20 protein-coding genes are annotated in these 22,457 nt (G+C 74.7%); 11 read left to right on the top strand and 9 right to left on the bottom strand.

Annotation, left to right across the window (positions count from 1 at the left end; all coding sequences use genetic code 11):
* The 3 genes from ACFWB8_RS32270 to ACFWB8_RS32260 form a co-directional block, all read right to left on the bottom strand.
* The coding region (locus ACFWB8_RS32270; protein ID WP_385235183.1) for a TerD family protein at nt 1-656 on the bottom strand (656 nt) is incomplete at its 3' end.
* A 93-nt stretch (nt 657-749) separates the two neighbouring features.
* Nucleotides 750-971, bottom strand: coding sequence for a hypothetical protein (locus ACFWB8_RS32265; protein ID WP_385235174.1), 222 nt, complete (start codon nt 969-971; stop codon nt 750-752).
* A gap of 137 nt (nt 972-1,108) precedes the next feature.
* Nucleotides 1,109-2,656: an aldehyde dehydrogenase (NADP(+)) gene (locus tag ACFWB8_RS32260; protein WP_385235171.1), complete on the bottom strand. Its 1,548-nt coding sequence runs from the start codon at nt 2,654-2,656 to the stop codon at nt 1,109-1,111.
* 147 nt (nt 2,657-2,803) lie between these two features.
* Between ACFWB8_RS32260 and ACFWB8_RS32255 the strand changes: the two genes are divergently transcribed.
* The 8 genes from ACFWB8_RS32255 to ACFWB8_RS32220 all read left to right on the top strand — a co-directional run bounded on the left by ACFWB8_RS32255 (nt 2,804) and on the right by ACFWB8_RS32220 (nt 10,864).
* Nucleotides 2,804-3,595 (top strand): IclR family transcriptional regulator, encoded by a 792-nt coding sequence (locus tag ACFWB8_RS32255; protein WP_385235168.1) that lies wholly within the window; start codon nt 2,804-2,806, stop codon nt 3,593-3,595.
* Between the two features lie 156 nt (nt 3,596-3,751).
* Nucleotides 3,752-4,765: a hypothetical protein gene (locus ACFWB8_RS32250; RefSeq protein WP_385235165.1), complete on the top strand. Its 1,014-nt coding sequence runs from the start codon at nt 3,752-3,754 to the stop codon at nt 4,763-4,765.
* A 14-nt stretch (nt 4,766-4,779) separates the two neighbouring features.
* Nucleotides 4,780-6,141: a sensor histidine kinase gene (locus tag ACFWB8_RS32245; protein WP_385235180.1), complete on the top strand. Its 1,362-nt coding sequence runs from the start codon at nt 4,780-4,782 to the stop codon at nt 6,139-6,141.
* On the top strand, nt 6,138-6,797 hold the full coding sequence (locus ACFWB8_RS32240) for a response regulator (protein WP_385235162.1): 660 nt from the start codon (nt 6,138-6,140) through the stop codon (nt 6,795-6,797). Before ACFWB8_RS32245 ends, ACFWB8_RS32240 begins: the two co-directional genes overlap by 4 nt.
* A 73-nt stretch (nt 6,798-6,870) precedes the next feature.
* Complete coding sequence (locus tag ACFWB8_RS32235; RefSeq protein WP_385235177.1) at nt 6,871-8,328, top strand: peptidoglycan D,D-transpeptidase FtsI family protein; 1,458 nt, start codon at nt 6,871-6,873, stop codon at nt 8,326-8,328.
* A gap of 80 nt (nt 8,329-8,408) precedes the next feature.
* Nucleotides 8,409-8,888, top strand: coding sequence for a GNAT family N-acetyltransferase (locus ACFWB8_RS32230; protein ID WP_385235159.1), 480 nt, complete (start codon nt 8,409-8,411; stop codon nt 8,886-8,888).
* Nucleotides 8,889-8,952: 64 nt separating this feature from the next.
* Nucleotides 8,953-9,705: a DsbA family oxidoreductase gene (locus tag ACFWB8_RS32225; protein WP_385235156.1), complete on the top strand. Its 753-nt coding sequence runs from the start codon at nt 8,953-8,955 to the stop codon at nt 9,703-9,705.
* A gap of 88 nt (nt 9,706-9,793) precedes the next feature.
* Nucleotides 9,794-10,864 carry an aminotransferase class V-fold PLP-dependent enzyme gene (locus tag ACFWB8_RS32220; RefSeq protein WP_385235153.1) on the top strand — a complete coding sequence of 357 codons (1,071 nt, stop codon included), beginning with the start codon at nt 9,794-9,796 and terminating at the stop codon, nt 10,862-10,864.
* 2 nt (nt 10,865-10,866) lie between these two features.
* Here the strand turns inward: ACFWB8_RS32220 and ACFWB8_RS32215 are convergent, their stop codons facing one another.
* On the bottom strand, nt 10,867-11,964 hold the full coding sequence (locus ACFWB8_RS32215) for a pyridoxal-phosphate-dependent aminotransferase family protein (RefSeq protein WP_385235150.1): 1,098 nt from the start codon (nt 11,962-11,964) through the stop codon (nt 10,867-10,869).
* Nucleotides 11,965-12,109: 145 nt separating this feature from the next.
* Between ACFWB8_RS32215 and ACFWB8_RS32210 the strand changes: the two genes are divergently transcribed.
* Entirely contained in the window at nt 12,110-13,186 is a 1,077-nt protein-coding gene (locus ACFWB8_RS32210; protein ID WP_385235147.1) for an amidohydrolase family protein, read from the top strand.
* Between the two features lie 305 nt (nt 13,187-13,491).
* Entirely contained in the window at nt 13,492-14,430 is a 939-nt protein-coding gene (locus tag ACFWB8_RS32205; protein ID WP_385235144.1) for an SCO1860 family LAETG-anchored protein, read from the top strand.
* 28 nt (nt 14,431-14,458) lie between these two features.
* Here the strand turns inward: ACFWB8_RS32205 and ACFWB8_RS32200 are convergent, their stop codons facing one another.
* A complete protein-coding gene (locus ACFWB8_RS32200) occupies nt 14,459-15,712 on the bottom strand; it encodes a CapA family protein (protein WP_385235141.1) in 1,254 nt (417 codons plus the stop codon).
* Nucleotides 15,713-15,816: 104 nt separating this feature from the next.
* Complete coding sequence (gene cobC / locus ACFWB8_RS32195) at nt 15,817-17,238, bottom strand: Rv2231c family pyridoxal phosphate-dependent protein CobC (RefSeq protein ID WP_385235138.1); 1,422 nt, start codon at nt 17,236-17,238, stop codon at nt 15,817-15,819.
* Between the two features lie 98 nt (nt 17,239-17,336).
* Here cobC and ACFWB8_RS32190 point away from each other — a divergent pair, with 98 nt between their 5' ends.
* Nucleotides 17,337-18,080: a ZIP family metal transporter gene (locus ACFWB8_RS32190; protein ID WP_385235135.1), complete on the top strand. Its 744-nt coding sequence runs from the start codon at nt 17,337-17,339 to the stop codon at nt 18,078-18,080.
* A gap of 2 nt (nt 18,081-18,082) precedes the next feature.
* Here ACFWB8_RS32190 and ACFWB8_RS32185 read toward each other — a convergent pair whose 3' ends face one another.
* Genes ACFWB8_RS32185 through ACFWB8_RS32175 form a run of 3 tightly spaced genes read right to left on the bottom strand, consistent with a single transcriptional unit; the run spans nt 18,083 to nt 22,319 of the window.
* The gene (locus ACFWB8_RS32185; RefSeq protein WP_385235132.1) at nt 18,083-19,552 is read right to left on the bottom strand and encodes a cobyrinate a,c-diamide synthase; all 1,470 of its coding nucleotides are present in this window, start codon (nt 19,550-19,552) and stop codon (nt 18,083-18,085) included.
* A complete protein-coding gene (gene cobO / locus ACFWB8_RS32180) occupies nt 19,546-20,145 on the bottom strand; it encodes a cob(I)yrinic acid a,c-diamide adenosyltransferase (RefSeq protein ID WP_384368212.1) in 600 nt (199 codons plus the stop codon). Before cobO ends, ACFWB8_RS32185 begins: the two co-directional genes overlap by 7 nt.
* Nucleotides 20,145-22,319 carry a putative cobaltochelatase gene (locus ACFWB8_RS32175; protein ID WP_385235129.1) on the bottom strand — a complete coding sequence of 725 codons (2,175 nt, stop codon included), beginning with the start codon at nt 22,317-22,319 and terminating at the stop codon, nt 20,145-20,147. Before ACFWB8_RS32175 ends, cobO begins: the two co-directional genes overlap by 1 nt.
* Between the last annotated feature and the right edge of the window lie 138 nt (nt 22,320-22,457).

Genomic DNA, 22,457 nt, shown 5'->3' with positions numbered 1-22,457 from the left:
GCCGGTGCGGCCGCCGGGGAGCTCGGCCAGGAGGCGGCGGTCGGGGCCGACGGGGTGGGCGTCTGGCCGCCGAGCCAGGGGGAGACCGGATGGGCGGGCGCCGTCGGGGGCGCGGGGGGCGCCGGGGGCGCGACCTGCGTCGGGGCCGCGGCGGCGGGGGCGGGCTCCTCGTCCACGGAGACCCCGAAGTCGGTCGCGATGCCGGCCAGGCCGTTCGCATACCCCTGGCCGACCGCGCGGACCTTCCAGGCGCCGCCGCGCTGGTAGACCTCGACGACCACGAGGGCCGTCTCGGAGCCGAGCTGCGGAGGGGTGAAGGTCGCGATCACCGAGCCGGCCGCGTCCCGAACGGTCGCGGTCGGCTCGATGCCCTGGAAGGTCTGCCCGGCGGCATCGGGGCTGGCCGTGACCACGATCCGCTCGATGCCGGGCGGCAGCGCTCCGGTGTCCACGGTGATCGAGTCCGGTGCCGCACCGCCGCCGGACCGGTAGGTGACACCGGGGCCGGACGGCTGGTTGTAGAAGATGAAGTCGGCGTCGGAGCGCACCTTGCCGTCCGCCGTGAGAAGGAGCCCGGACACGTCGAGCCGCACCGGAGCAGCCACGTCCACCGTCACGCTGACGGAAGGGAGCGGCAGGTTGGAACCAGGGGTCATAGCGGTCATGCATCCAGAACGACCGACGCAGCTTTACCGTTCCCTTACCCTCGCCCGAGATTTCGTACGGGGCGAACACGGCGGAGGCGGGCCTCAGCGCCGGTTGCGGGGGTGGTTCTTGGCCGTGCGCTCGTTCCCGAACTTGTACGCGCCGGTCCAGCGGGCCATGACGAGCTGCGCGTCCCCGGACTCCACCTCGGCCAGGAACTTCTCGGCCCGGCCGCCCCGCAGGGTGCCCGCGGCCCGCCCCCGGTGCGTGATGACGACGCTGTGGTCGCCCAGTTGTTCGTACGAGAATCCGTGCGGCTTCGGCATGGGCGGCAGCCTGCCCCGCCCGGGGCGGGGCAGGCAACGGAATTAGGGAGTGTCGTCAAAGTAGCGTCGGCCGCCCGAAGGGCGGGGCGAGCGTGCGTGCCAGGCCCGCCAGCGAGACGGGACTTTGACGACACGACCTATGGGGTGACCCGGCGCGGCAGCCCCAGCGGATTGGCCTCGCGCAGCTCCGGCGGGAGCAGCGCGTCGGGCACCGACTGGTAGGCCACCGGGCGCAGCCAGCGCTCTATCGCGGTCCCGCCGACCGAGGTGGAGTGCGAGGTCGCAGCCGGGTAGGGGCCGCCGTGGTGCTGGGCCGGGGCCACGGCCACCCCGGTGGGCCAGCCGTTCACCACGACCCGCCCGGCCAGCGTCGTGACCTGCGCGATCAGCTCCGCGGCGGGACCGGCGCCGCCCTCGGTCTCGGCCGCCGACAGGTGCAGCGTGGCGCTCAGGTTCCCCGAGAGCAGGCCCAGTACCGCGGCCGCCTCGCCCTGGTCGGCGTACCGGACGACCACGGTGACCGGGCCGAAGCACTCCTCCAGCAGGAGCTCGTGGCCGCTGCTCCCGCTCGCGGCACCGCCGTCGGTACCTTCGACGAGGGCGCGCGCCGGCACGGTCAGGTAGCCCGCGCCCACGGTGTGCTCGCCGCCCGAGCCCGGGGTGACGGGCGCGGTGACCGCGGCCAGCGCGGCCCGCTCGCTGACGCCCGCGATGAAGTTCTCCCGCATCCGGTGGTCCAGCAGCACGCCGGGCTCGGTCTCCCCGAGCGCCTTGGTCAGCGCCCCGGTGACCCGGTCGCCGTCCGCCCCCTCGGGCACCAGCACCAGGCCCGGCTTGACGCAGAACTGGCCGACGCCGAGGGTCACCGAGGCCGCCAGCCCGGCGCCGATCTCCTCGGCGCGCTCGGCGGCGGCCGCGGGGGTGACCACGACGGGGTTGAGGGAGCCGAGCTCCCCGTGGAAGGGGATCGGCACCGGCCGGGCGGCAGCCGCGTCGAAGAGGGCCCGCCCGCCCCGGATGGACCCGGTGAAGCCGGCCGCCGTGACCAGCGGGTGGCGGACCAGCTCCAGGCCCGCGTCGAACCCGTGGACCACGGCCACCACCTCGGGCGGCAGCCCGGCGGCGACGGCCGCCCGGCGCAGCAGCGAGGCGCACAGCTCGGAGGTGGCCGGGTGGTCGGGATGCGCCTTGACCACCACGGGGCAGCCGGCCGCCAGGGCGCTCGCGGTGTCCCCGCCGGGCACGGAGAAGGCGAGCGGGAAGTTGGAGGCGGCGTAGACCGCGACCACGCCCAGTGGCACCTTGTAGCGGCGCAGTTCCGGGCGCGGCGGAGTCAGGGCGGGGTCGGCGCGGTCGATGCGGACGTCGAGGTAGGCACCCTCGTCGACCGCGTCCGCGAAGGCCCGAAGCTGGCCGGTGGTGCGGGCGACTTCGCCCGTGAGGCGGCCCGGGCCGAGCGCGGTCTCGGCGTCCGCGGCCTCCACGACATGGGCGGCCGACTCGTCGAGGAGGTCGGCGGCGGTGCGCAGGAAGGCGGCGCGGACGACGGCGTCGGCGAGCGCACCGCGGGCGGCGTGGGCCGCGCGTACGGCCTCGTCCACCTCCCGGGATGTGGCTTCGACCGCAACCTGCTCGCGCTGCTTCCCGGTGCGGGGGTCCACACTCCAGACTGGTGTTGCTGCCATGGCGCACTGCCTCCTGGATCTACGCTGACCCGCGCGATGTCGTTCAGTATTCTGAACGCTGTTCCGATGGATGAATGATCACATCCACCGTGGACTCTATTTCCGCGTCTTCCGGGTTGACAAGGGACAAGAGGGGCACGAAGGCGAATGACCACAACCGAGTCGGAGGCCTCGTCGGGCCCGGGCGCGTCGGCGGCCGTCAAGTCGGCGGTGCGCACGGTCCTGTTGCTGGAGCACTTCGCGGCCCGGCCGGGGCTGCACAGCCTGGCCGACATCCAACACGACCTGTCGCTGCCCAAGTCCAGCCTGTACATGCTGCTGCGCACCCTCGTGAACCTGGGGTGGGTGGAGACGGACGCGACCGGGACGAGGTACGGCATCGGCGTACGGGCCCTGCTCGTCGGCAGCTCGTACATCGACGGGGACGAGGTGGTCGCGGCCGCCAGGCCCACCCTGGACCGGCTGTCCGACGACACCACGGAGACCATCCACCTGGCCCGGATGGACGGGACGAGCGTGGTCTACCTCGCCACGCGCCAGTCCCAGCACTACCTGCGGCCCTTCACCCGGGTCGGGCGCCGGCTGCCCGTGCACACGACGGCGCTGGGCAAGGCGCTGCTGGCCACGCACACGGACGAAGAGGTACGGGGACTGCTGCCGCGGCGGCTGGAGGCGGTCACCGAACACACCGTCACCGACCGGGAGCGGCTCATCGACGAGCTGGCCCTGGTGCGGGAGCAGGGCTACGCCGTCGACCGCGAGGAGAACACCCTGGGGCTGCGCTGCTTCGGGGTGGCGCTGCCGTACCGCACGCCGGCGCGGGACGCGGTGAGCTGCTCGGTGCCGGTGGCGCGGCTGACGCCGGGGCACGAACGGGTCATCAAGGACGCGCTGTTCGAGGCGCGGGACCGGCTGTCGGTGGTGACCCGGCGGATGTGACCCGGCGGGTGCGGCCCGGCGGATGTGACCCGGCGGGTGCGGCCCGGACGCGCCGGGGAGGGCGGTGGGGGAGGCGGTGGTTCCTCCCCCGGGCGGGGGAGGCGGTTCCCCTTCACGGGGGAGGCGGCGGGGCCGCGGGCGCGGGACCGTTGGGTCATGACCACACGAGCCGTTCACACCCCGTCCGAGTGGCGGGCGAAGCAGGCGAGGCAGGCGCCGGCCCCCGGCCCGGGGGCCGGGCGGCGGGTCCTGCGGGCGGTGGCCCTGGCCGCCACCGTGCCGTACCTGTGCCTGAAGGCAGCCTGGCTGTCCGGGAGCCGGATCGGGATACCCGACGGCAGCGTGCTGCTGGAGCCCGGGCTGTTCCTCACCCTGGCCAATGCCGTCACGCTGGCCATGGACGCGAGCGTGATCCTGCTCGTGCTGGTGCTCACCCGGCCGTGGGGGAGGCGGGTGCCGGCCTGGCTGCTCACCGTCCCGGCCTTCGTCGCCACCGGGCTGCTCACCCCGATCCTCACCGGGTTCCCCGGCCAACTGCTCATACGGGCGCTGGGCCTGGGGGCGGGCGGCCCCGGGAAGACGTACCAGGCGCCCTTCCTCGACCCGTGGGTGTTCACGGTCGTCTACACCGGCTTCACGGTCCAAGGACTCGCCCTGGCCGGGCTGTTCGTGCCCTATGCGCGGGAGCGCTGGGGGCGGCGGTGGCAGGGCGCGGCGGGTAAGCGGCTCCCGCCGTCCACGGGGGTGGTGGCGGGAGCCGCGGCGCCGGCCGGACTGATGGTGGGGGCGGTGCATCTGTACTGGGCCTTCGGCGGTACGGCCGCATTGGGCGCCGAGCGGGCGGCCGAGTACTCGGCCGCGGCGGGAGTGGTGTCCGCGGTGCACGGCGCGTGCGCGCTCGCCGCCGGGGCGGGGGCGATGCTCCTGGCCCGGGCCAGGGGCCGGGAGCGGCGTGGGCGGTGGCCGCTGGCCCTCGCCTGGACGGGGTCGGCGGCGACGCTGACCTGGGGGCTGTGGATGCTGATCGCCTCGCTGGGCCCGGAGTTGGACGGCGGCGAAGGGCCCACCCGCGCCACCCTGCTGATCTACGCTGGCCAGATGATCACCGGATCCCTCGGAGCAGTCGTCGTCACCCGGTTCCTCACCTCCCGCTCCCGCCGAGAGGGGTGACGCGCGACGGGGTGATGCGCGACGGGTCGGGCGAACCGGGCCGGTGGGGCCGGCTGCTGGGGGTGCGGGCCCGGCTGCGCTGGGTGCACCTGATACTCGGCGGGGCCCTGCTGATGCCGTACTTCCTGCTCGCCCAGGTGGTGGTCGGCGTGGCCGCCGGCGGGGCCAACGCCCTCGCCTCCCTCCCGCTGAGTCTCGCCGCCTACGCGGCCGCCCTGCCGCTGGTCGCGGTGACGGCGGTGTCCCCGCTGGTCCGGCCGATGTCGGTGGCCGCGGTCCGGGCCATGTGCGGGGTTCCGGGAGAGCGGCTGGCCGACGGGCCGGCCCGGTCCTGGGCAGCCCGGGGGCGGACCGCGGCCTGGTGGACCCTCCACCTGGGGCTCGGCGCGCTCGTCAGCGGGGTGAGCCTCGCGGTACCGCCCATGGCGGCGGTGCTGATCGCGCTGCCGTTCGTGAGCGGGCTGCGCGGCAAGGGGCTCGGGCTGGGCTGGTTCGGCACGCGTGCCGAGCCGTACGTGTCACCCCTGCTCGGGGCCGGGCTGCTGGCCGGGCTGGTCCTGTGCGCCGCCGGGGCGGGGGCGCTGCTGGCCCGGCTGGCACCCGTACTGCTCGGGCCGACGGCGGCCGACCGGCTGGCGGCGGCCGAGGAGCGGGCGGCCGACCTGGCGGTGCGCAACCGGCTGGCGCGGGAGTTGCACGACTCGGTCGGGCACGCGCTGAGCGCCGTCACCCTCCAGGCGAGCGCCGCCCGGCGGGTGCTCGACAGCGACCCCGGCTTCGTACGGGAGGCGCTGACGGCGATCGAGGACACCACCCGGCGCACGGTCGGCGAGCTGGACGCGGTCCTCGGACTGCTGCGGGACGGTGACCCCGGCCGGCCGGCCGCCGCGCCCGCGCCCACCCTCGCCGCCGACCTCGAAGGGCTGCTGGCCCGCACCCGGGCGGCCGGTACCCCGATCACCGCCCGCCTGGACCCGGGGGCCGCCGGGGGCTGGGCGCAGCTCCCGGTGATCGTCTCCCGCGAGGCGTACCGGATCGTCCAGGAGGGCCTGAGCAACGCCCTGCGGCACGGCGAGGGCCCGGTGGAGGTGCGGATAGCCGTCCGCGCGGGCGATCCGGGCCGCGGGGGCCGCGGGGACCAGGGGGATGGAGGGAGCGGAGGGGATGAGGGGATGCACGGACCCGTTGAACTGGAGATCACCATGACCAATCCGCCGGCCGCGCCGGCTGGCGGAGAGCCCCGGACCACCGGGGGCCGCGGTCTGCGCGGCGCCGCCGAGCGGGCCGCGCTCCTCGGGGGCCGCGTCGAGGCGGGCCCCCACGAGGACCGGTGGCGGCTGCGGGCCGTCCTTCCGCTGGGCGGGGGCCCCCGATGAGCCGGCCGCCGCTGCGGATCGTGCTCGCCGACGACGAGCGGATGGTCCGTACCGCCCTGCGGGTCATCCTCGAGGCCGAGCCCGACCTGGAGGTGGCCGGGGAGGCGGCCTCCGGCGCCGAGGCCGTCTCCCTGGTCCGGGCGCTGGCCCCGGACGTGGTGCTGATGGACGTCCGGATGCCCGAGGTCGACGGCATCCGGGCCACCGAGCAGATCCTCAGGGCCATGCCCGATCCGCCCCGGATCCTCGTCGTCACCACCTTCGAGAACGACTCCTACGTGTACGGGGCGCTGCGCGCGGGCGCCGCCGGGTTCCTGCTCAAGCGGGCCGATCCCGACGAGCTGATCGGCGCGGTCCGGCTCGTGGGCCGCGGCGACTCGGTGCTCTTCCCGGCCGCCGTCCGCTCCCTGGCCGTCGCCCACGCGCCCGGGGCCGCGGCCGCGCCGTGGGTGGCCCGGCTCACCGGCCGGGAGGCCGACGTACTGCGCCTGATGGCCACCGGCCTGTCCAACCACGAGCTGAGCGAGCGCCTCGGCGTCGGGCCGCAGACCGTCAAGACGCACGTCGCCGCGGTCCTGGCCAAGACCGGGTCCCGGGACCGCACCCAGGCGGTCATCGCGGCGTACGAGGGAGGCTTCCTCCCGAGGGGCAGATGAAGAAAAGCTGAGAACCCCGCCACAATCGGGGCAGAGCGGAACGGTCGGGGCCCTTGGGACGTCCTTCATGGGGATGAACAAAACGATCAGGCGTGCGTCGGTCTTCTGTCTTCTCCTGGTGCTGGCCCTTTTGGTGCGGGTCACCTGGGTGCAGGCATACCAAGGCCAGGCCCTCGCAGACGACAAGAACAACCGACGGAACACGATCGACCAGTACGCGAACCCGCTCGGGAACATCATCGTGGGCGGAGAGGCGATCACCGGCTCGACGAAGACCACCGATGACAAGGACTTCGGGTACAAGCGGACGTACGTCGACGGCCCGCTCTACGCGCCGATCACCGGCCGCAGCTCGCAGGTGTACGGCACGAGCATGCTGGAGGGCGTCTACAAGGACGTCCTCAACGGCTCCGACAGCCGGCTGAAGTCGATCATGGACGTGCTGACGAACAAGCGGGCCGCCCCGGGCAACGTCCTGACCACCATCGACAAGGACGTGCAGAAGGCCGCGTACGACGCGCTCCAGGGCAAGCAGGGCGCCGCCGTCGCCGTCGATCCCGCCACCGGCGCGATCCTCGCCGTGGTGAACAACCCGTCCTTCGACCCCGGCCGCATCGCGGGCGCCAATGACGGGGCCGCCTGGAAGGAGTACCTCGGCGAGGACGGCAAGGGCAGGGCCATGGACAACGTGGCCCTGCGCAAGCCGCAGGCGCCGGGTTCCACCTTCAAGCTGGTCACTCTCGCCGCGGCGATCGAGAACGGGCTGGTCACCAACATCGACGCGCCGACCGGCATCGCGGCCCCGTACACGATCCCGGGCACCATCACCAAGCTGCCCAGCGAGGTCGGAGACGAGGCCTGCAACAACGTCTCGGCGCGCGACGCCCTGAAGAAGTCCTGCAACAACGTCTTCGCGGAGTACGCGCACCGGCTGGGCCAGGACAAGATGCGTGCGATGGCCGAGAAGCTCGGATTCAACAAGGAGATCGACACCCCGGTCCGCACCAGCCCGTCGAGCAAGTACCCGGAGAAGAAGATGTCGGTCGACGAGGTCGCGCAGACCGGTATCGGCCAGTTCGACGTGCAGGCCACGCCGTTCCAGATGGCGATGGTCACGGCCGCGATCGAGAACGGCGGCGAGCTCGTGGCCCCGCACATGGTCTCCGAGGTCACCGACTCCAACGGCAACGTGCTGGAGAGCTTCAAGAACCCGAAGTCCGAGCAGGTCATGAGCGCCAAGACCGCCTCGATGCTCCAGGCCGCCATGCGCACCGTGGCCACCGACGGCGGCGGCAAGAGCGCACAGGTGCCGGGCGCGGAGGTGGGCGGCAAGACCGGAACCGCGCAGCGGGGCGTCAACAACAGCCTCGACCCGCTCGCCTGGTTCACCTCGTACGGAAAGGCCAACGGCAAGCAGATCGCGGTGGCCGTCGTGATCGAGAACTCCAGCACCGAGCGCAGCGAGATCGGCGGCGGCAAGCTGGCCGCGCCGATCGCCCAGAAGATGATGGCGGCCTGGCTGAAGCAGTAGCCGCCTCGCGAGCCTGGCCGGATCGCGCGGGCACCGAACGCGCCGGGAACCGACATGGTTCCCGGCGCGTTTTCTTTTTCATGATCAGAACCGCGCGACCCGCCGACCTCGACGCCATAGCCGCCCTCCACACCCGGGCCCGTGCCACGTACTACCAGGGCCGGATCCCCGAGGAGGAGTACGGAGGCGCGGCCGAGCTCGCGCGGACCCGCGAGGGCTGGTCGGCGGCCCTCGCCCGGGCCGCAGCCGAGGGCGGAGTGCTCTGCGCCGAGCAGGACGGCGTCCTCACGGGGATCGCCGCGTTCCGCACCACGGCCGGCGAGACCACCCTCACCCAGCTCCACGTGGACCCCGTCCACTGGCGCCGCGGCACTGGGGCCGCCCTGCACGCCGCGTGCGTCGAGGCCTGGCGCCGGGCCGGGGTTCACCGGGTCCGCCTGGAGGTCTACGAGCACAACCTCCGCGCCCAGGCCTTCTACGCCGCCCACGGCTGGCTCCCCGGCCCCGCCGGGCCCCGCCCCGGCTCCCACCGGACCCTCTGGCTGGTCCTCGGGGAATGACTCCCCGAGCCGGTTGGTTGAACTCGGAACAGTTCATTCCGGGATCGAGGAGAGAAGAAGCAGCATGCGCGTCGAGATCTGGGCGGACATCGCCTGTCCCTGGTGCTTCGTAGGCAAGGCGCGGTTCACCAAGGGGCTGGCCGGCTTCGCGCATCGCGACGAGGTGGAGCTCGTCTTCCGGTCCTTCGAGCTCGACCCGAACCGCGCCAAGGGTGAGGTCTCGCCCGTCCTGGAACTGCTGGCCCGGAAGTACGGCCGCAGCCTCGACGAGGCGCGCGCGATGGAGGAGCACGTGGCGGCCGCCGCCCGTGCCGAGGGGCTGGAGTACCGGACGGAGGGGCGGGACCACGGCAACACCTTCGATGTCCACCGGATGCTGCACCTGGCCGCCGCGCGCGGTCGGCAGGAGGAACTGCTCGACCTCGCGTACCGGGCCAACTTCGCCGAGGAGCGCTCCGTGTTCGACCCGGAGGTGCTGGTCGCGCTCGCCGTCGAGGCCGGGCTGGACGAGTCCGAGGCCCGCGCGGTGCTCGCCGACGACTCCGCCTACGCCGCCGAGGTGAGGGCCGACGAGCGCGAGGCGGCCGAGCTGGGTGCCAACGCCGTGCCGTTCTTCGTCCTCGACCGCCGTTACGGGATCTCCGGCGGGCAGCCCGCCGAGGTGTTCACCCGGGCGCTGGAGCAGGCATGGGCCGAGCGCGAGGCCGCCGAGCCCGCGGCCGCCGAGCGCGAGCCCCGAGCCGGGGCCGGGGCCGGGGCCGGGGCCGAGGCCGAGGCCTGCGAGCCCGAGGGGGCCTGCGCGGTCCCGCAGTCCTGACGGGTGACGGATCCATAAGGGATCCTTTGGTGTGACGCAGGTAATTCGGCAATGGACTTTGGGTGGATCCTCGCGCAGAGTGGAGCGCATGGATCTTCCGCTCTCCCAGGCGAACCGCGCGGTGATCGACGCCGAGTTCGCGCCCACCACCACCTACGTCAACACCGCCACCTGCGGGATCCTCCCGCGTTCCGCCGTAGCGGCCGTACGGGAGCTGGCCGAGGCCACCGCGGCCGGAGTCCCCGCCGGCTTCGGGGACTTCGACCGCGTGAACCGCGTGCGGGAGTCCTTCGCGCGGCTGGTCGGCGTCGCCGCCGAGCGCGTGGCCGTCGGCTCGACCGTGGCCACCCACGTCGGGCTGGTCTCGGCCTCGCTCCCGGCCGGCGCCGAAGTCCTGTGCCCCGAGGGCGACTTCGCCTCCGTGATCAACCCCTTCGTGGTGCGGGGCGACCTCAAGGTCCGCTTCGCCCCGCTGGAGACCCTCGCAGAAGCCGTCGGCCCCGGCACCGCCCTGGTCGCGCTGAGCGCCGTGCAGTCCGCCGACGGCCGTACGGCGGACCTCGCCGCGGTGCGCGCCGCGACGGCCGCGCACGGGGCGCGGATGCTCGTGGACGCCACCCACGCGGCGGGGTGGCTGCCCTTCGACGCCTCCCCGTACGAGTACACGGTCACCGCCGGGTACAAGTGGCTGCTCGGCGCGCGCGGGGCCTCGTACCTCACGGTCTCGGAGGAGGCCCAGCGGACGCTGGTCCCGCTGCACGCCGGCTGGGTGGCGGCGGAGTCGATGTGGGACGCGACCTACGGCCCGATGCCGGAACTGGCCCACGGGGCCCGCCGGTTCGACGAGTCGCCGGCCTTCCTCGCCTACCACGCCGCCGAGCCCTCGCTCGCGCTCCTGGAGCGGATCGGCGGGGAGGCGGTCCTGGCCCACGACACCGCCCTGGCCGCCCGCTACCGGGAGGGCCTCGCCCGGCTGGGCCACGAGCCGGTCCCCGGCACCGCGCCCATCGTCTCGGTACCGGGCCTGGCCCATCGTCAGCCCGCCCTCCAGGCGGCCGGCATCGCCACCGCCGCCCGCGACGGCGGCCTGCGCGCCTCCTTCCACCTCTACAACACCGAGGCGGACGTGGACCGGCTGCTCGACGTGCTCTCCGGCTGACCTCAGGCCGCGGGCGCGCCCGTTGACGCCGCCGACCAGGCGGCTGCGGCACCGGCGAGGGCCGGCGCCGGGTCGGCCGCCAGTGCCGTCGCGAGCGCCGTCAGGGAGGCCTGGACCGCATCGAGGGCGGCCGCCGGGCCGTAGTGGTTGACCCGGATCATCTCCCGGGCCAGCGCGCCGCCGCCCGCCGCGAGCGGAACCGACGGGTCCGCCGCCAGGGCCTTGGCCACCACCAGCGAGGCCTCCGGGACGCGCAGGGTGGTGGCCACCGGGGCCGCCGCCGACGCCCGGCCGACGTACGGGGAGATGCCCAGCGCCGCCGCGCCCGCGCGGGTCGCCGCCGCGGCGGCCGCGTGGCGGGCCGTCACCGCGGGCAGCCCCTCGGCCGCGATCCGGTCCAGGCACGCCTCCAGCGCCAGCATCTCCAGCTGCGCCGGCGCGTGCAGCAGCGTCTTGCGCCCGGCGTCGATCCATCGCTCCTTCCAGTCCAGCAGGGACAGGTACGAGCGCCGGGGCGCGGCCGGGTTCTCGGCGAAACGGGCCCAGGCCCGGTCCGAGACCGAGACCATCGAGACGCCCGCCGGGCCGCCCATCGCCTTCTGCGCGCCGATCACGCACAGGTCCACGCCCCAGGCGTCGGGCAGCAGCGGCTCGGCGCCCACCGACGCCACCGCGTCGAGCATGAACAGCGCCCCGTGGGCCCGTACGGCCTCGCCGATCTCCGCGACCGGGTTGGTGTTGCCGGTGGCCGCCTCCGCGTGGACGAGCGAGACGAAGTCGATCGCCGGGTGCGCCGCCAGCGCGTCGGCGACCTGCTGCGCCGTCACCGCCGTGTCGAAGGGGACCGCCAGGTCCACCACCGTCGCGCCGCAGTCGCGCAGCCAGTTGCCGAAGGTGGTCCCGTACGGGCCGGTGACGATGTTCAGCGCCGTCGACCCGGGCCGCGCGCCCGACCGGATGCACCCCTCCAGCGGCAGCAGCGCCTCGCCCTGCGTGATCACCACGTCCTGCCGGGTGGAGAGGAGGTCCGCGACCCCCCGCTCGATCGACGCGAAGTGCTCCGCGGTGAGCGGCGGAAGGTCCAGGAAGGGGTGGGTCACGGCGGTGCTCTCTTCGTCCGGGGTTACCGCGAAAGCCTATCGAGCACGCACGTAGGGTGCCGACATGAGCGATGCGCGCGCAGTGAGCGGTCCCAGCCGTCCTGGCCCTCCCGGCGGTTCCGGCGGTCCCGGCGACCCGAGTCCGGTGCTGCACGTGAGGGGGCGGGTGCTCGTCGGCCCCGACGAGGTCCGCGACGAGCTGTGGGTGGTCGGCGGCCGGATCTCCTACGAACGCCCGCCCGCCGCCCGCGAGATCACCGAGGTCGCCGGCTGGGTCCTGCCGGGCCTGGTCGACGCGCACTGTCACGTGGGACTCGATGCCCACGGGCCGGTCGACGCCGAGACCGCCGAACGCCAGGCGCTGGAGGACCGCGCCGCCGGCACCCTCCTCATCCGCGACGCGGGATCCCCCTCGGACACCCGCTGGATGGACGACCGCGAGGACCTGCCGAAGATCATCCGGGCCGGCCGCCACATCGCCCGCACCCGCCGCTACATCCGCAACTACGCCCACGAGATCGAGCCCGCCGACCTCGTCGAGTACGTCGCCGGGGAGGCCCGCCGCGGCGACGGCTGGGTCAAGCTGGTCGGCGACTGGATCGACCGCGACGCCGGGGACCTGACCGCCTGCTGGCCGCGCGCGGAGGTGGAGGCGGCCATCGCCGAGGCGCACCGGCTCGGCGCCCGGGTCACCGCGCACTGTTTCGCCGAGACCGCGCTGCGCGACCTGGTCGAGGCGGGCATCGACTGCATCGAGCACGCGACCGGGCTCACCGAGGACACCATCCCGCTGTTCGCGGAGCGCGGGGTCGCGATCGTGCCGACCCTGGTGAACATCGCGACCTTCCCGAAGCTGGCGGCCGGCGGCGAGGCGAAGTTCCCCACCTGGTCGGCGCACATGCGCAGGCTTCACGAGCGCCGCTACGACACCGTCCGGGCGGCCTACGACGCGGGCATCGGGGTCTACGTCGGCACGGACGCGGGCGGCGCGCTGCCGCACGGCCTGGTCGCCGCCGAGGTGGCGGAGCTCGTGAAGGCCGGGATCCCGCCGCTGGAGGCCCTTTCGGCGACGGCGTGGGGGGCCCGCGGCTGGCTCGGCAGGCCCGGCCTGACCGAGGGGGCGCCGGCCGACCTCGTCGTCTACGCGAGCGACCCGCGGGCCGACGTACGGGTGCTGGCCCAGCCGCTGCGCGTCGTCGTGAACGGCCGGGTCGTGGCCTGAACCTGGCCTGAACCGTTCGGTTGACGGGGCGTGACGTCGGTGGCCGGGCGCTCGTTGTGAACGGTCCCGCAGACCGCGGGCGGGGGTTGGTGTCCGTCATGTCCGGGAGCTGAGGGAACTCGAGTTCCTCATGAGGCGCAACAATTCGAATGTATGCGTGGAAACCACCCTTTGGGATGAACTCACGTCAGGTTGCCGCCCGTTCACTCACAGTGCGTAAAGATTCCGGGGTCGAGGCCGTCGGCGCGCGCAATGTCCCCCATTGGCGGCGCGACGGCTCCCATCTCCCCGGGGGTTCCACCAACTTGAACAGCAACACCTTCCGCATGCCCGCGGCCGCTCTGCTCGCCACGGGGGCGGTCGCCCTGCTCGCCGCCCCGCCCGCCTTCGCCACGGGAGGCGGCCACGCCGGGGGCGAGGGCAAGGCCAGTGCCGTCGTCCTGCGCGCCGGACTGGACGTGGGCCTGCTCAACAAGACCGTGCACGTCCCGCTGACCACGACCCTCAACGAGGTCAGTGCCCCGGCGTCCGCCGGGAAGACGGCGCTGACCGTGACCCTGGACGGCGTCGAAGGGGGGCAGCCCGTCAGCGTGCTGCGGGCCGACGTCGCCACGTCCGAGGCGGCCGCGGACAAGAACCGAGCCGAGGCGGAGGCCAACCTCGCCAAGGCGCGCGTGCACGTGCCGGGTCTGCCCGGCCTCTCGCTCATCGAGGTGGAGAAGGTCACCTCCAAGGCCGTCTGCGAGGCGGGCCGCAAGCCCGTGGCCACCTCGAACGTCCTCGGCACCGTGACCGCGCTCGGCAAGAAGGTCACCCTCTCCGCGGGAGGCCCCACCAAGATCGAGGTGCCGGGCGTGGGGCTGGTCAGCCTGGAACTGTCCGGTACCGAGACCACCTCCACCACGGCCGCCGCGGCGGCCCTGCGCCTGAAGGTCTCGGTGAACCCGCTGAACCTGAACGTGGCGCAGGTGGAGGGCGAGGTCGTGCTCGCCGAGGCGCGCTGCGAGTCCCCCGCGGGGCCGGCGCCGAGCCCGGCCGCCGCGCCCGGCGCCGCGCCGGGCACCGCGCCCGACGTCAAAGCCCAGACGGGCGCCTCCGGGACCGGGTCGGCCCTCACCGCCGAGGCCAACCTCGCCGAGACCGGAGGGGGTTCGCTCACCCCGTACGTCGCGGGCGGCGCGCTGATCCTGCTCGGCGTCGGCGCGGGCGCGCTGGTGATCACCCGGCGCGGCAGGGCCTCGTAGGGCAGGTCCGCAGCCGCGTGCTCCCGCGTCAGCGGGTCGCGTGCTCCAGCCCCTGCTCCCCGGCGCCACGTGACATCACGGCCGTGCTGACCTGGCGGTCGACGGCGGCGTACGCGGCCCGCTCGGCGGCGGGGAGGCCGGGGTCGGCCGCGGCGCAGGAGGCACACACGACCCGGAACGGCGGCCCCGTGTCCGAGTGCTGCGTGAGGTATTCGGCCTTCACCACCTCCCAGCGGCCCGGGTGCGCGGCCGCCGGGGCGAAGGTGAAGCGGGGGATCGAGGACATGTTGCCGCGCAGTTTGTCGGGCTCGTAGAAGCTGGCCACCTGGTCGCCCATGCCGTAGACCACCCAGGTGCCGTTGATCTTCTCGTAGGGCTGCGGCACGTGGTTGTGCGTGCCGATGATCAGATCGATGTCGGGGAGTCCGTCCGCCCCGCGGGACGCGGTCAGGGCCTGTGCCAGTTCGCGTTGCCGCCGGTCGGGCGCGCTCTGCCACTCGGTGCCCCAGTGGACGCTGAGGACGACGAGGTGCGCGCCGGCCGTCCGGGCGGCGCGGGCGTCGGCGATGATCCGGTCCTCGTCGATCAGACTGACCGCCCAGGGCTTGTCGGCCGGGAGCGGGATGCCGTTCGTCCCGTACGTGTAGTCCAGTTGCGCGACCAGGGCGCCGCCGGCCCGGAGCAGGGCCGGGGCCCTGGCTTCCTCGGCGCTGCGGGCCGAGCCGACGTGCTTGACGCCGACGCGGTCGAGGTGGTCGAGGGTGCGGGCGAGGCCCTCGTACCCGTCGTCCAGGGTGTGGTTCGAGGCGGTCGAGCAACTGTCGTACCCGGCGTCCCGCAGGGCGTCGGCGAGCTCGTGCGGAGCCTTGAAGAGCGGGTAGCCGGCATAGGGGCCGCCGGGCCGCCCGTACGGTATCTCGTGGTGGCATATCGCCAGGTCCGCCGCGGATATGAGGGGTTTGACCCCGGCGAGGATGGGCCGGAAGTCGTACGCCCCGGCCTTCCCCGCGTCGTCCGCCGCCCGCCGGATGATCGACGGGTACGGGATGACGTCACCGGTCGCGACCAGGGTGAACGGCCGCCCGGCGGGGGAGGGCGCACTCGGGCTCGGGGCCGGGGTCGGGGCCGGGCTGGGGTCCGGCTTCGCCCGGAGCCGCTGCTGCGCGGCGGCCCCGCCGCCCTCGCCGAGCAGGCGCGGCGCGGCGTGGATCCCGCCGCCCACGGCCACGCCCACGACCGCGAGCCCGGCGATCGCCGCGCCCGTCCTGGCGGATGCCCTCATCCTCGAACCCCCGTCGCCGTGCGGCCGGCACCTCCGGGGATCCTTGCCCACCCGCGGCCCCGCCGCCATCGGAAACGGGCCGTCCGGGTGACGAAACGGCTGCCCTAAGGCGTCCCGAGCGCGAGCGCGTGGTCGAGGGCCTGCAACAGCCGCCCCGTCGTCGCCCGGTCGCGGACCGCCAGCCGCAGCCAGGACCGGTCCAGCCCCGGGAAGGTGTCCCCGCGGCGCACGGCGAACCCGAGGGCCCGCAACCGGGTCCGCACCTCTGCCGCGCCCGGCACCCGGATGAGGACGAACGGGCCCTCGGCCACCCCCGCCACCGTGATCTCGTCGAACTCCGCGAGCCCGGCCAGCAGGTGCGCCCGGTCCACGGCGATCTGCCGGGCCGCCGCCTCCGCCTCGGCCAGCGCCCGCGGGGTCATACAGGCCTCGGCCGCCACCAGCGCCGGCGTGGAGACCGGCCACAGCGGCTGCGCCGCCGCCAGCTTCGCGATCACCTCCGGCTCGGCCAGCACGTAGCCGATCCGCAGCCCGGCCAGCCCCCAGGTCTTGGTCAGGCTCCGCAGCACCACCAGCCCGGGGACGTCCATCCGCCCGGCCAGCGCCTCCCGTTCGCCCGGGACCGCGTCCATGAACGCCTCGTCCACCACCAGGATCCGGCCGGGCCGGGCCAGCGCGGTCAGCGTGGCCGCCGGGTGCAGCACCGAGGTCGGGTTGGTCGGGTTCCCGACGATCACGAGGTCCGCGTCCTCGGGCACCGCCGCCGGGTCCAGCCGGAACCCGTCCGCCGCCCGCAGCAGAACCCGCTCGACCTGGTGCCCGGCGTCACGCAGGGCCGCCTCCGGCTCCGTGAACTGCGGGTGCACCACCACGGGCCGGACGGCGCCCAGGGCCCGCGCCACGAGTACGAACGCCTCCGCGGCCCCCGCTGTCAGCAGCACCCGCTCGACCGGGAGCGAGTGCCGATCCGCCACCGCCGCGCGGGCGGCGCGGCCGTCGGGGTACGCGGCGAGATCGCCGAGGGACGCCGCGATGTGCTGTTTGAGCCAGTCCGGGGGAGTCAGCGCCCGTACGTTCACCGCGAGGTCGACCAGCGACCCGTCGGCGTCCACCACCTCCGCGTCCCCGTGGTGGCGCAGGTCGTGACCCTGGGCCGTCGCGACCGCGCACGTCGCCGCCACCGACCGCCGCTTGGGTACGAGGAGCTCCCCGCCCCCCGCGAGCGCCGCGGCCTCCGCCACCGACGGCGTACCGGCCGCATCGCGCGCGGAGTCCGAGGGATGCGGGACCTCGATGGCGGCCAGCCGCTCGGCGGGGTAGCTGAGCAGGGGCACGCCGAAACGTTCCGCCGCGCCCGCTATCCCCGCCTCGGCCGCCTTCGTCTCCACCGTGGCCAGCGCCGTCACCGACCCGGCGGCGAGCCCGGCCCCGCGCAGCGTCTCCTCCACCAGGGCGCAGACCTCCGCCACGGAAACCCCCGCGCGGCCGCCCACACCGACCACCAGCTGCGCCGCGTACTCGCCCACCGGGATCACCCCTCTTCCGTCTTCTTCGTCAACTGTCCGTGGTCCGCTACCCGCGCGGGGAAGTGCGCGCACGGCGAGGAATCGGTATTCAGGGGCACATGGCCGTGATCGTGGCGTTGGGTGCGTTCCTGATGACCCTGGCAGGCGGATGGACGGCGCAGCGCGTCACCGACCGCCGCCACCTGGTGCTGGGCTTGGCCGGGGGGCTGATGCTCGGCGTGGTCGGCCTCGACCTGCTGCCCGAGGCCCTGCGGGCGGCGGGCGGGAAGGTCTTCGGCGTCCCGCTCGCCCTGCTGCTGTTCGTCGGCGGGTTCCTCGTCGCGCACGTCGCGGAACGCGTCCTGGCCGTCCGCCAGGCCGCACACGGCGCCGAGAACGACGACGGACACGCGGGCCAGGGCCGGGCCCCGGAGGTCGGCCTCGCCGCGGCCGCGGCGATGGTCGGCCACAGCCTCGCCGACGGGGTGGCCCTGGGCGCCGCCTTCCAGGTCGGCGGAGGGATGGGCGTGGCCGTGGCGCTCGCCGTCATCACCCACGACTTCGCCGACGGCTTCAACACGTACACGCTCACCCGGCTCTACGGCAACGCCCGCCGCAAGGCCCTGGTGATGCTCTTCGCGGACGCGCTGGCGCCCGTGGTGGGCGCGGCGTCCACTCTGCTGTTCACCCTTCCGGAGGAACCGCTCGGTGCGTACCTCGGCTTCTTCGGCGGGGTGCTGCTGTACCTGGCGGCGGCCGAGATCCTGCCCGAGGCGCACCACAAGCACCCCGCCCTGTCCACGCTGATGTGCACCGTGGGCGGGGTGGCCGGGATCTGGCTGGTCGTGGGCCTCGCGGAGTGACCTCACCGGTCGTCGGCCGCGGCTCGGGCGAACCGGAGCGCGACGGACGGCTCCGCCGCCCAGTGCGTGTGCAGGTAGCTCGCGTGCACGCCCTGCTGTACGAAGCCCTCGACGCGGCGTTCCGGATGGGTGAACCCCCACGCGGGCGAGGCTCCGGCACCGGGCTCGACCACCGTGCGGTGGAACTCGTGGCCGCGCAGCCGGGTGCCGGTGGCCGCGAGCGGGCTGTCGGACACCGCCACCGCTTCGCGGTAGCCGAGGGTGAGGCGCTCCGACATCCGCGCGTCGGCGTCGAGCACCCCGCACATGGGCTTCCCGTCGAGCGACCGGGCGAGGTAGAGCAGCCCGGCGCACTCGGCGGCCACGGGGCCGCCTTGCGCGGCGAATGCCGCCACGGCCTCGCGGAGCCGCTCGTTGGCGGACAGTTCGGGCGCGTACACCTCGGGGAAGCCGCCGCCGATGACCAGGCCGGCGGTGTGTTCCGGGAGCGACTCGTCGCGCAGGGGGTCGAAGGTGACGACCTCCGCTCCGGCGGCGGTGAGCAGCTCCGCGTGCTCGGCGTAGGAGAACGTGAACGCCGGGCCGCCCGCGACGGCGATGACGGGGGGCCGACCGGGGCCGCGCGGCGGCATCCCCAGCCCGTCCGGCGGGCCGGATTGCCCGGAGGGCAATGTCAGCCCCGCCGGCGATGGAGGCGCGGGGTGCGGGGCGGAGCCCCGGGTGCCCGCCAGGGCGCCCTGCGGGGACCACGGCTCGCAGTGCATCGGCGGGGCCGTCCGCGCCAGGGCCATCAGCGCGTCCAGGTCGCAGCCGGCCCGGACCTGGCCGGCCAGGGCCGCCACCGCGGCGAGCGCGTCGGTGCGGCGTTCCGCGACCGGGACCAGGCCCAGGTGGCGGGACGGCGCGGCGACCTGGGGGGCCCGCCGCAGGACGCCCAGTACCGGCATCCCGGCCTCCTCCAGGGCCTCCCGCAGCATCACTTCGTGCCGGTCGGAGCCGACCTTGTTCAGGATCACGCCCCCCAGCCGGACCTGCGGGTCGAACGAGGCGAAGCCGTGCACCAGCGCCGCCACCGACCGCGACTGCGAGGACGCGTCGACCACCAGCACCACCGGCGCCCGCAGCAGCTTCGCGACCTGCGCCGTCGACGCCAGCTCACCCCGCCCCGCGGCCCCGTCGTACAGCCCCATCACGCCCTCGACGATCGCGAGGTCACACCCCGCCGCCCCGTGCGCGAACAGCGGGGCCACCAGCTCGGGCCCGCACATGAAGGCGTCCAGGTTGCGCCCCGGCCGGCCGGTGGCCAGCGCGTGGTAACCGGGGTCGATGTAGTCGGGCCCGGCCTTGTGCGGGGACACGGCGAGGCCGCGCTCCGAGAAGGCCGCCATCAGGCCCGTCGCGACGGTGGTCTTGCCGCTGCCGGAGGACGGCGCGGCGACGACCAGCCGCGGTACGTTGAGCGAGGTCACCACTCGATGCCCTTCTGGCCCTTCTGGCCGGCGTCCATCGGGTGCTTGACCTTGGTCATCTCGGTGACGAGGTCGGCGAACTCCACCAGCTTCTCCGGCGCGTTGCGGCCGGTGATCACCACGTGCTGGGTCCCGGGACGGTTCCGCAGCACCTCGATGACCTCGTCCACGTCGATCCAGCCCCAGTGCATCGGGTACGCGAACTCGTCCAGCACGTACAGCCGGTGCGTCTCGGCGGCCAGGTCGCGCTTGACCTGCTCCCAGCCCTCCTTGGCCGCCTGCTCGTTGTCGAGCTGCGCGTCGCGCTGGACCCAGGACCAGCCCTCGCCCATCTTGTGCCAGACGACCGTGCCGCCCTCGCCGGAGGCGCCGAGCACCTTGAGCGCGTTCTCCTCGCCGACCTTCCACTTCGCCGACTTGACGAACTGGAACACCCCGATCGGCCAGCCCTGGTTCCAGGCGCGCAGCGCCAGTCCGAAGGCGGCGGTCGACTTGCCCTTGCCCGGTCCGGTGTGGACGAAGACGAGCGGGCGGTTGCGGCGCTGACGCGTCGTGAGTCCGTCGTCGGGAACGACGGACGGCTGTCCCTGAGGCATTACGCGGCCCTCCTGTTGCTGCGGTGCGGAGCATGGGATGCGACGGATGTACGTACGTTCTTGACGAGTCCGGCCAGCGAGTCGGCCCGCAGCCCGTCGAGGCTGACGGCCGGCCCGCCCAGGTCGGCGGCCAGCACCCCGGCCAGCCCCAGCCGGACCGGGCCGGTCTCGCAGTCCACGACCACCGACGCGACCCCTTCGGCCGCGAGCAGCCGGGCCCCGCGGCCCGCGAGGGCGCGCGGATCGCCGCCGAGGGCGCCGGCCGAGGTGGCCCGCCCGTCGGTGACGACCACGAGCAGCGGCCTGCGCGACGGGTCCCGCAGCCGCTCGATGCGCAGCACCTCGTGGGCCTTGAGCAGCCCGGCGGCCAGCGGGGTGCGGCCGCCGGTCGGCAGCCGCTCCAGCCGGGCCGCGGCGGCGTCGACGGACGAGGTGGGCGGCAGGGCCAGTTCGGCGGCCGCACCCCGGAAGGTGATCAGGCCGACCTTGTCGCGCCGCTGGTAGGCGTCGAGCAGGAGCGAGAGGACCGCGCCCTTGACCGCGCTCATGCGCTGCCGGGCGGCCATCGAGCCCGAGGCGTCGACCACGAACAGCACGAGGTTGCCCTCGCGCCCTTCGCGCGTCGCCTGCCGCAGGTCGTCCCCCCGCACCACGAGCCCGCGCCCGCTGCGCCCGCGCGCCTTCTGGTGCGGGGCGGCGGCCTGGATGGTCGCGGCGAGGTGCAGCTTCGTCAGCTGGCCCCGGGGGCGGACCGCGCCGGTGGTGCGGCCGTGCGCGGTGCGGGCGCGGGAACGGCGTCCGGCCGCGCCCTCGCCGAGCCCGGGCACGCTGAGCATCTTGGTGCGGAACGGCTCGGAGGCCCGTACGGCGGCCTGCTCGGGCGCGTCCGTTCCCTGGGCGGAGGGCTGCCCCTCGGGGGCCTCGGCCTGCGCCGGAGCCGGCTCCTCGGCCGGAGCCTGCGCGGGGTCGTCCGGAGTCCCGGACTCCGGGGTCTCGGCGTCGCCGTGCGGGCCTTCGCCCTGCGGGGGCACGCCGTTGCCGTCGCCGTCCGGGCCGTCGCCGTCGCCGTCGTCCGGGCCCTCGGGCTCCGGATCCGGATCCGGCTCCGGATCCGGATCCGGATCCGGATCCGGATCCGGGTCGGGCTCGTGGTCCGGCTCCTCGTCGGGGAAACGGTCCAGGATCTCGTCGAGCTTGTCCTCGTCGAGTCCGGGCGCGTCGAAGGGGTTGCGGCGCCGCCGGTGGGGGAGCGCCAGCAGCGCGGCCTGCCGTACGTCCTCCTTGCGCACGCCGGTCCGTCCGGCCCACGCGGCCAGCGCGGTCGCGGTACGGGCCATCACGATGTCGGCGCGCATGCCGTCGACCTCGAAGGCAGCGCAGGTCGCGGCGATCTGGAGCAGCGAGTTGTCCCCGAGGACGACCTGCGGGAGCAGCGCCCGCGCGGCCACCACCCGGGCGCGGACCTCGTGTTCGTCCCCGGCCCAGCGGGTCGCGAAGCCCGCGGGATCGTCCTCGTACGCGAGGCGGCGGCGCACCACCTCCACGCGCTGGGCGGGCTCCCGCGAGGCCGCGACCTCGACGGTCAGCCCGAACCGGTCCAGGAGCTGCGGCCGGAGCTCGCCCTCCTCGGGGTTCATCGTGCCGACGAGCAGGAAGCGGGCGGCGTGGCGGACCGAGACGCCCTCGCGCTCGACGTAGGAGGCACCCATCGCGGCGGCGTCGAGCAGGAGGTCGATCAGGTGGTCGTGGAGCAGGTTGACCTCGTCGACGTACAGGATCCCGCGGTGCGCGTCGGCGAGCAGGCCGGGCTCGAAGGCCTTCACGCCCTCGGCGAGGGCGCGTTCGATGTCGAGGGCGCCGACGAGGCGGTCCTCGGAGGCGCCGACGGGCAACTCCACCATGCGGGCGGGGCGGGCGGCGCCGGGGCCGGACTCGTGGGGGCCGTCGGGGCAGGCGGGGTCGGGCGCGGTGGGCGCGCAGCTGAAGCGGCAGCCGGGTACGACGTCCACCTGCGGCAGCAGGGTGGACAGGGCGCGGACGGCGGTGGACTTGGCGGTCCCCTTCTCGCCGCGCACGAGCACGCCGCCGACCGCGGGGCTCACTGCGTTGAGCAGGAGCGCGAGCCGCAGGTCGGTCTGGCCGACCAGTGCGGTGAACGGGTAGGGGGTGCTCATGCGTTGCTCACTCCTTCTAGTGTGCGGACCGTTGCCGGGGCGCCGCCCCGGACCCCGGGGGCCCAAAACCCCGGGGGGGGGGGGTGCGCGGGCCAATAAAAAAACCGCCGGGGGGGTGGGGGGGGGGGGGGCCGCAAC

This window comes from Streptomyces sp. NPDC060031 (genome assembly GCF_042736805.1).
Classification (GTDB): Bacteria; Actinomycetota; Actinomycetes; order Streptomycetales; family Streptomycetaceae; genus Streptomyces.
This window is presented reverse-complemented; position numbering and strand designations above follow the sequence as displayed.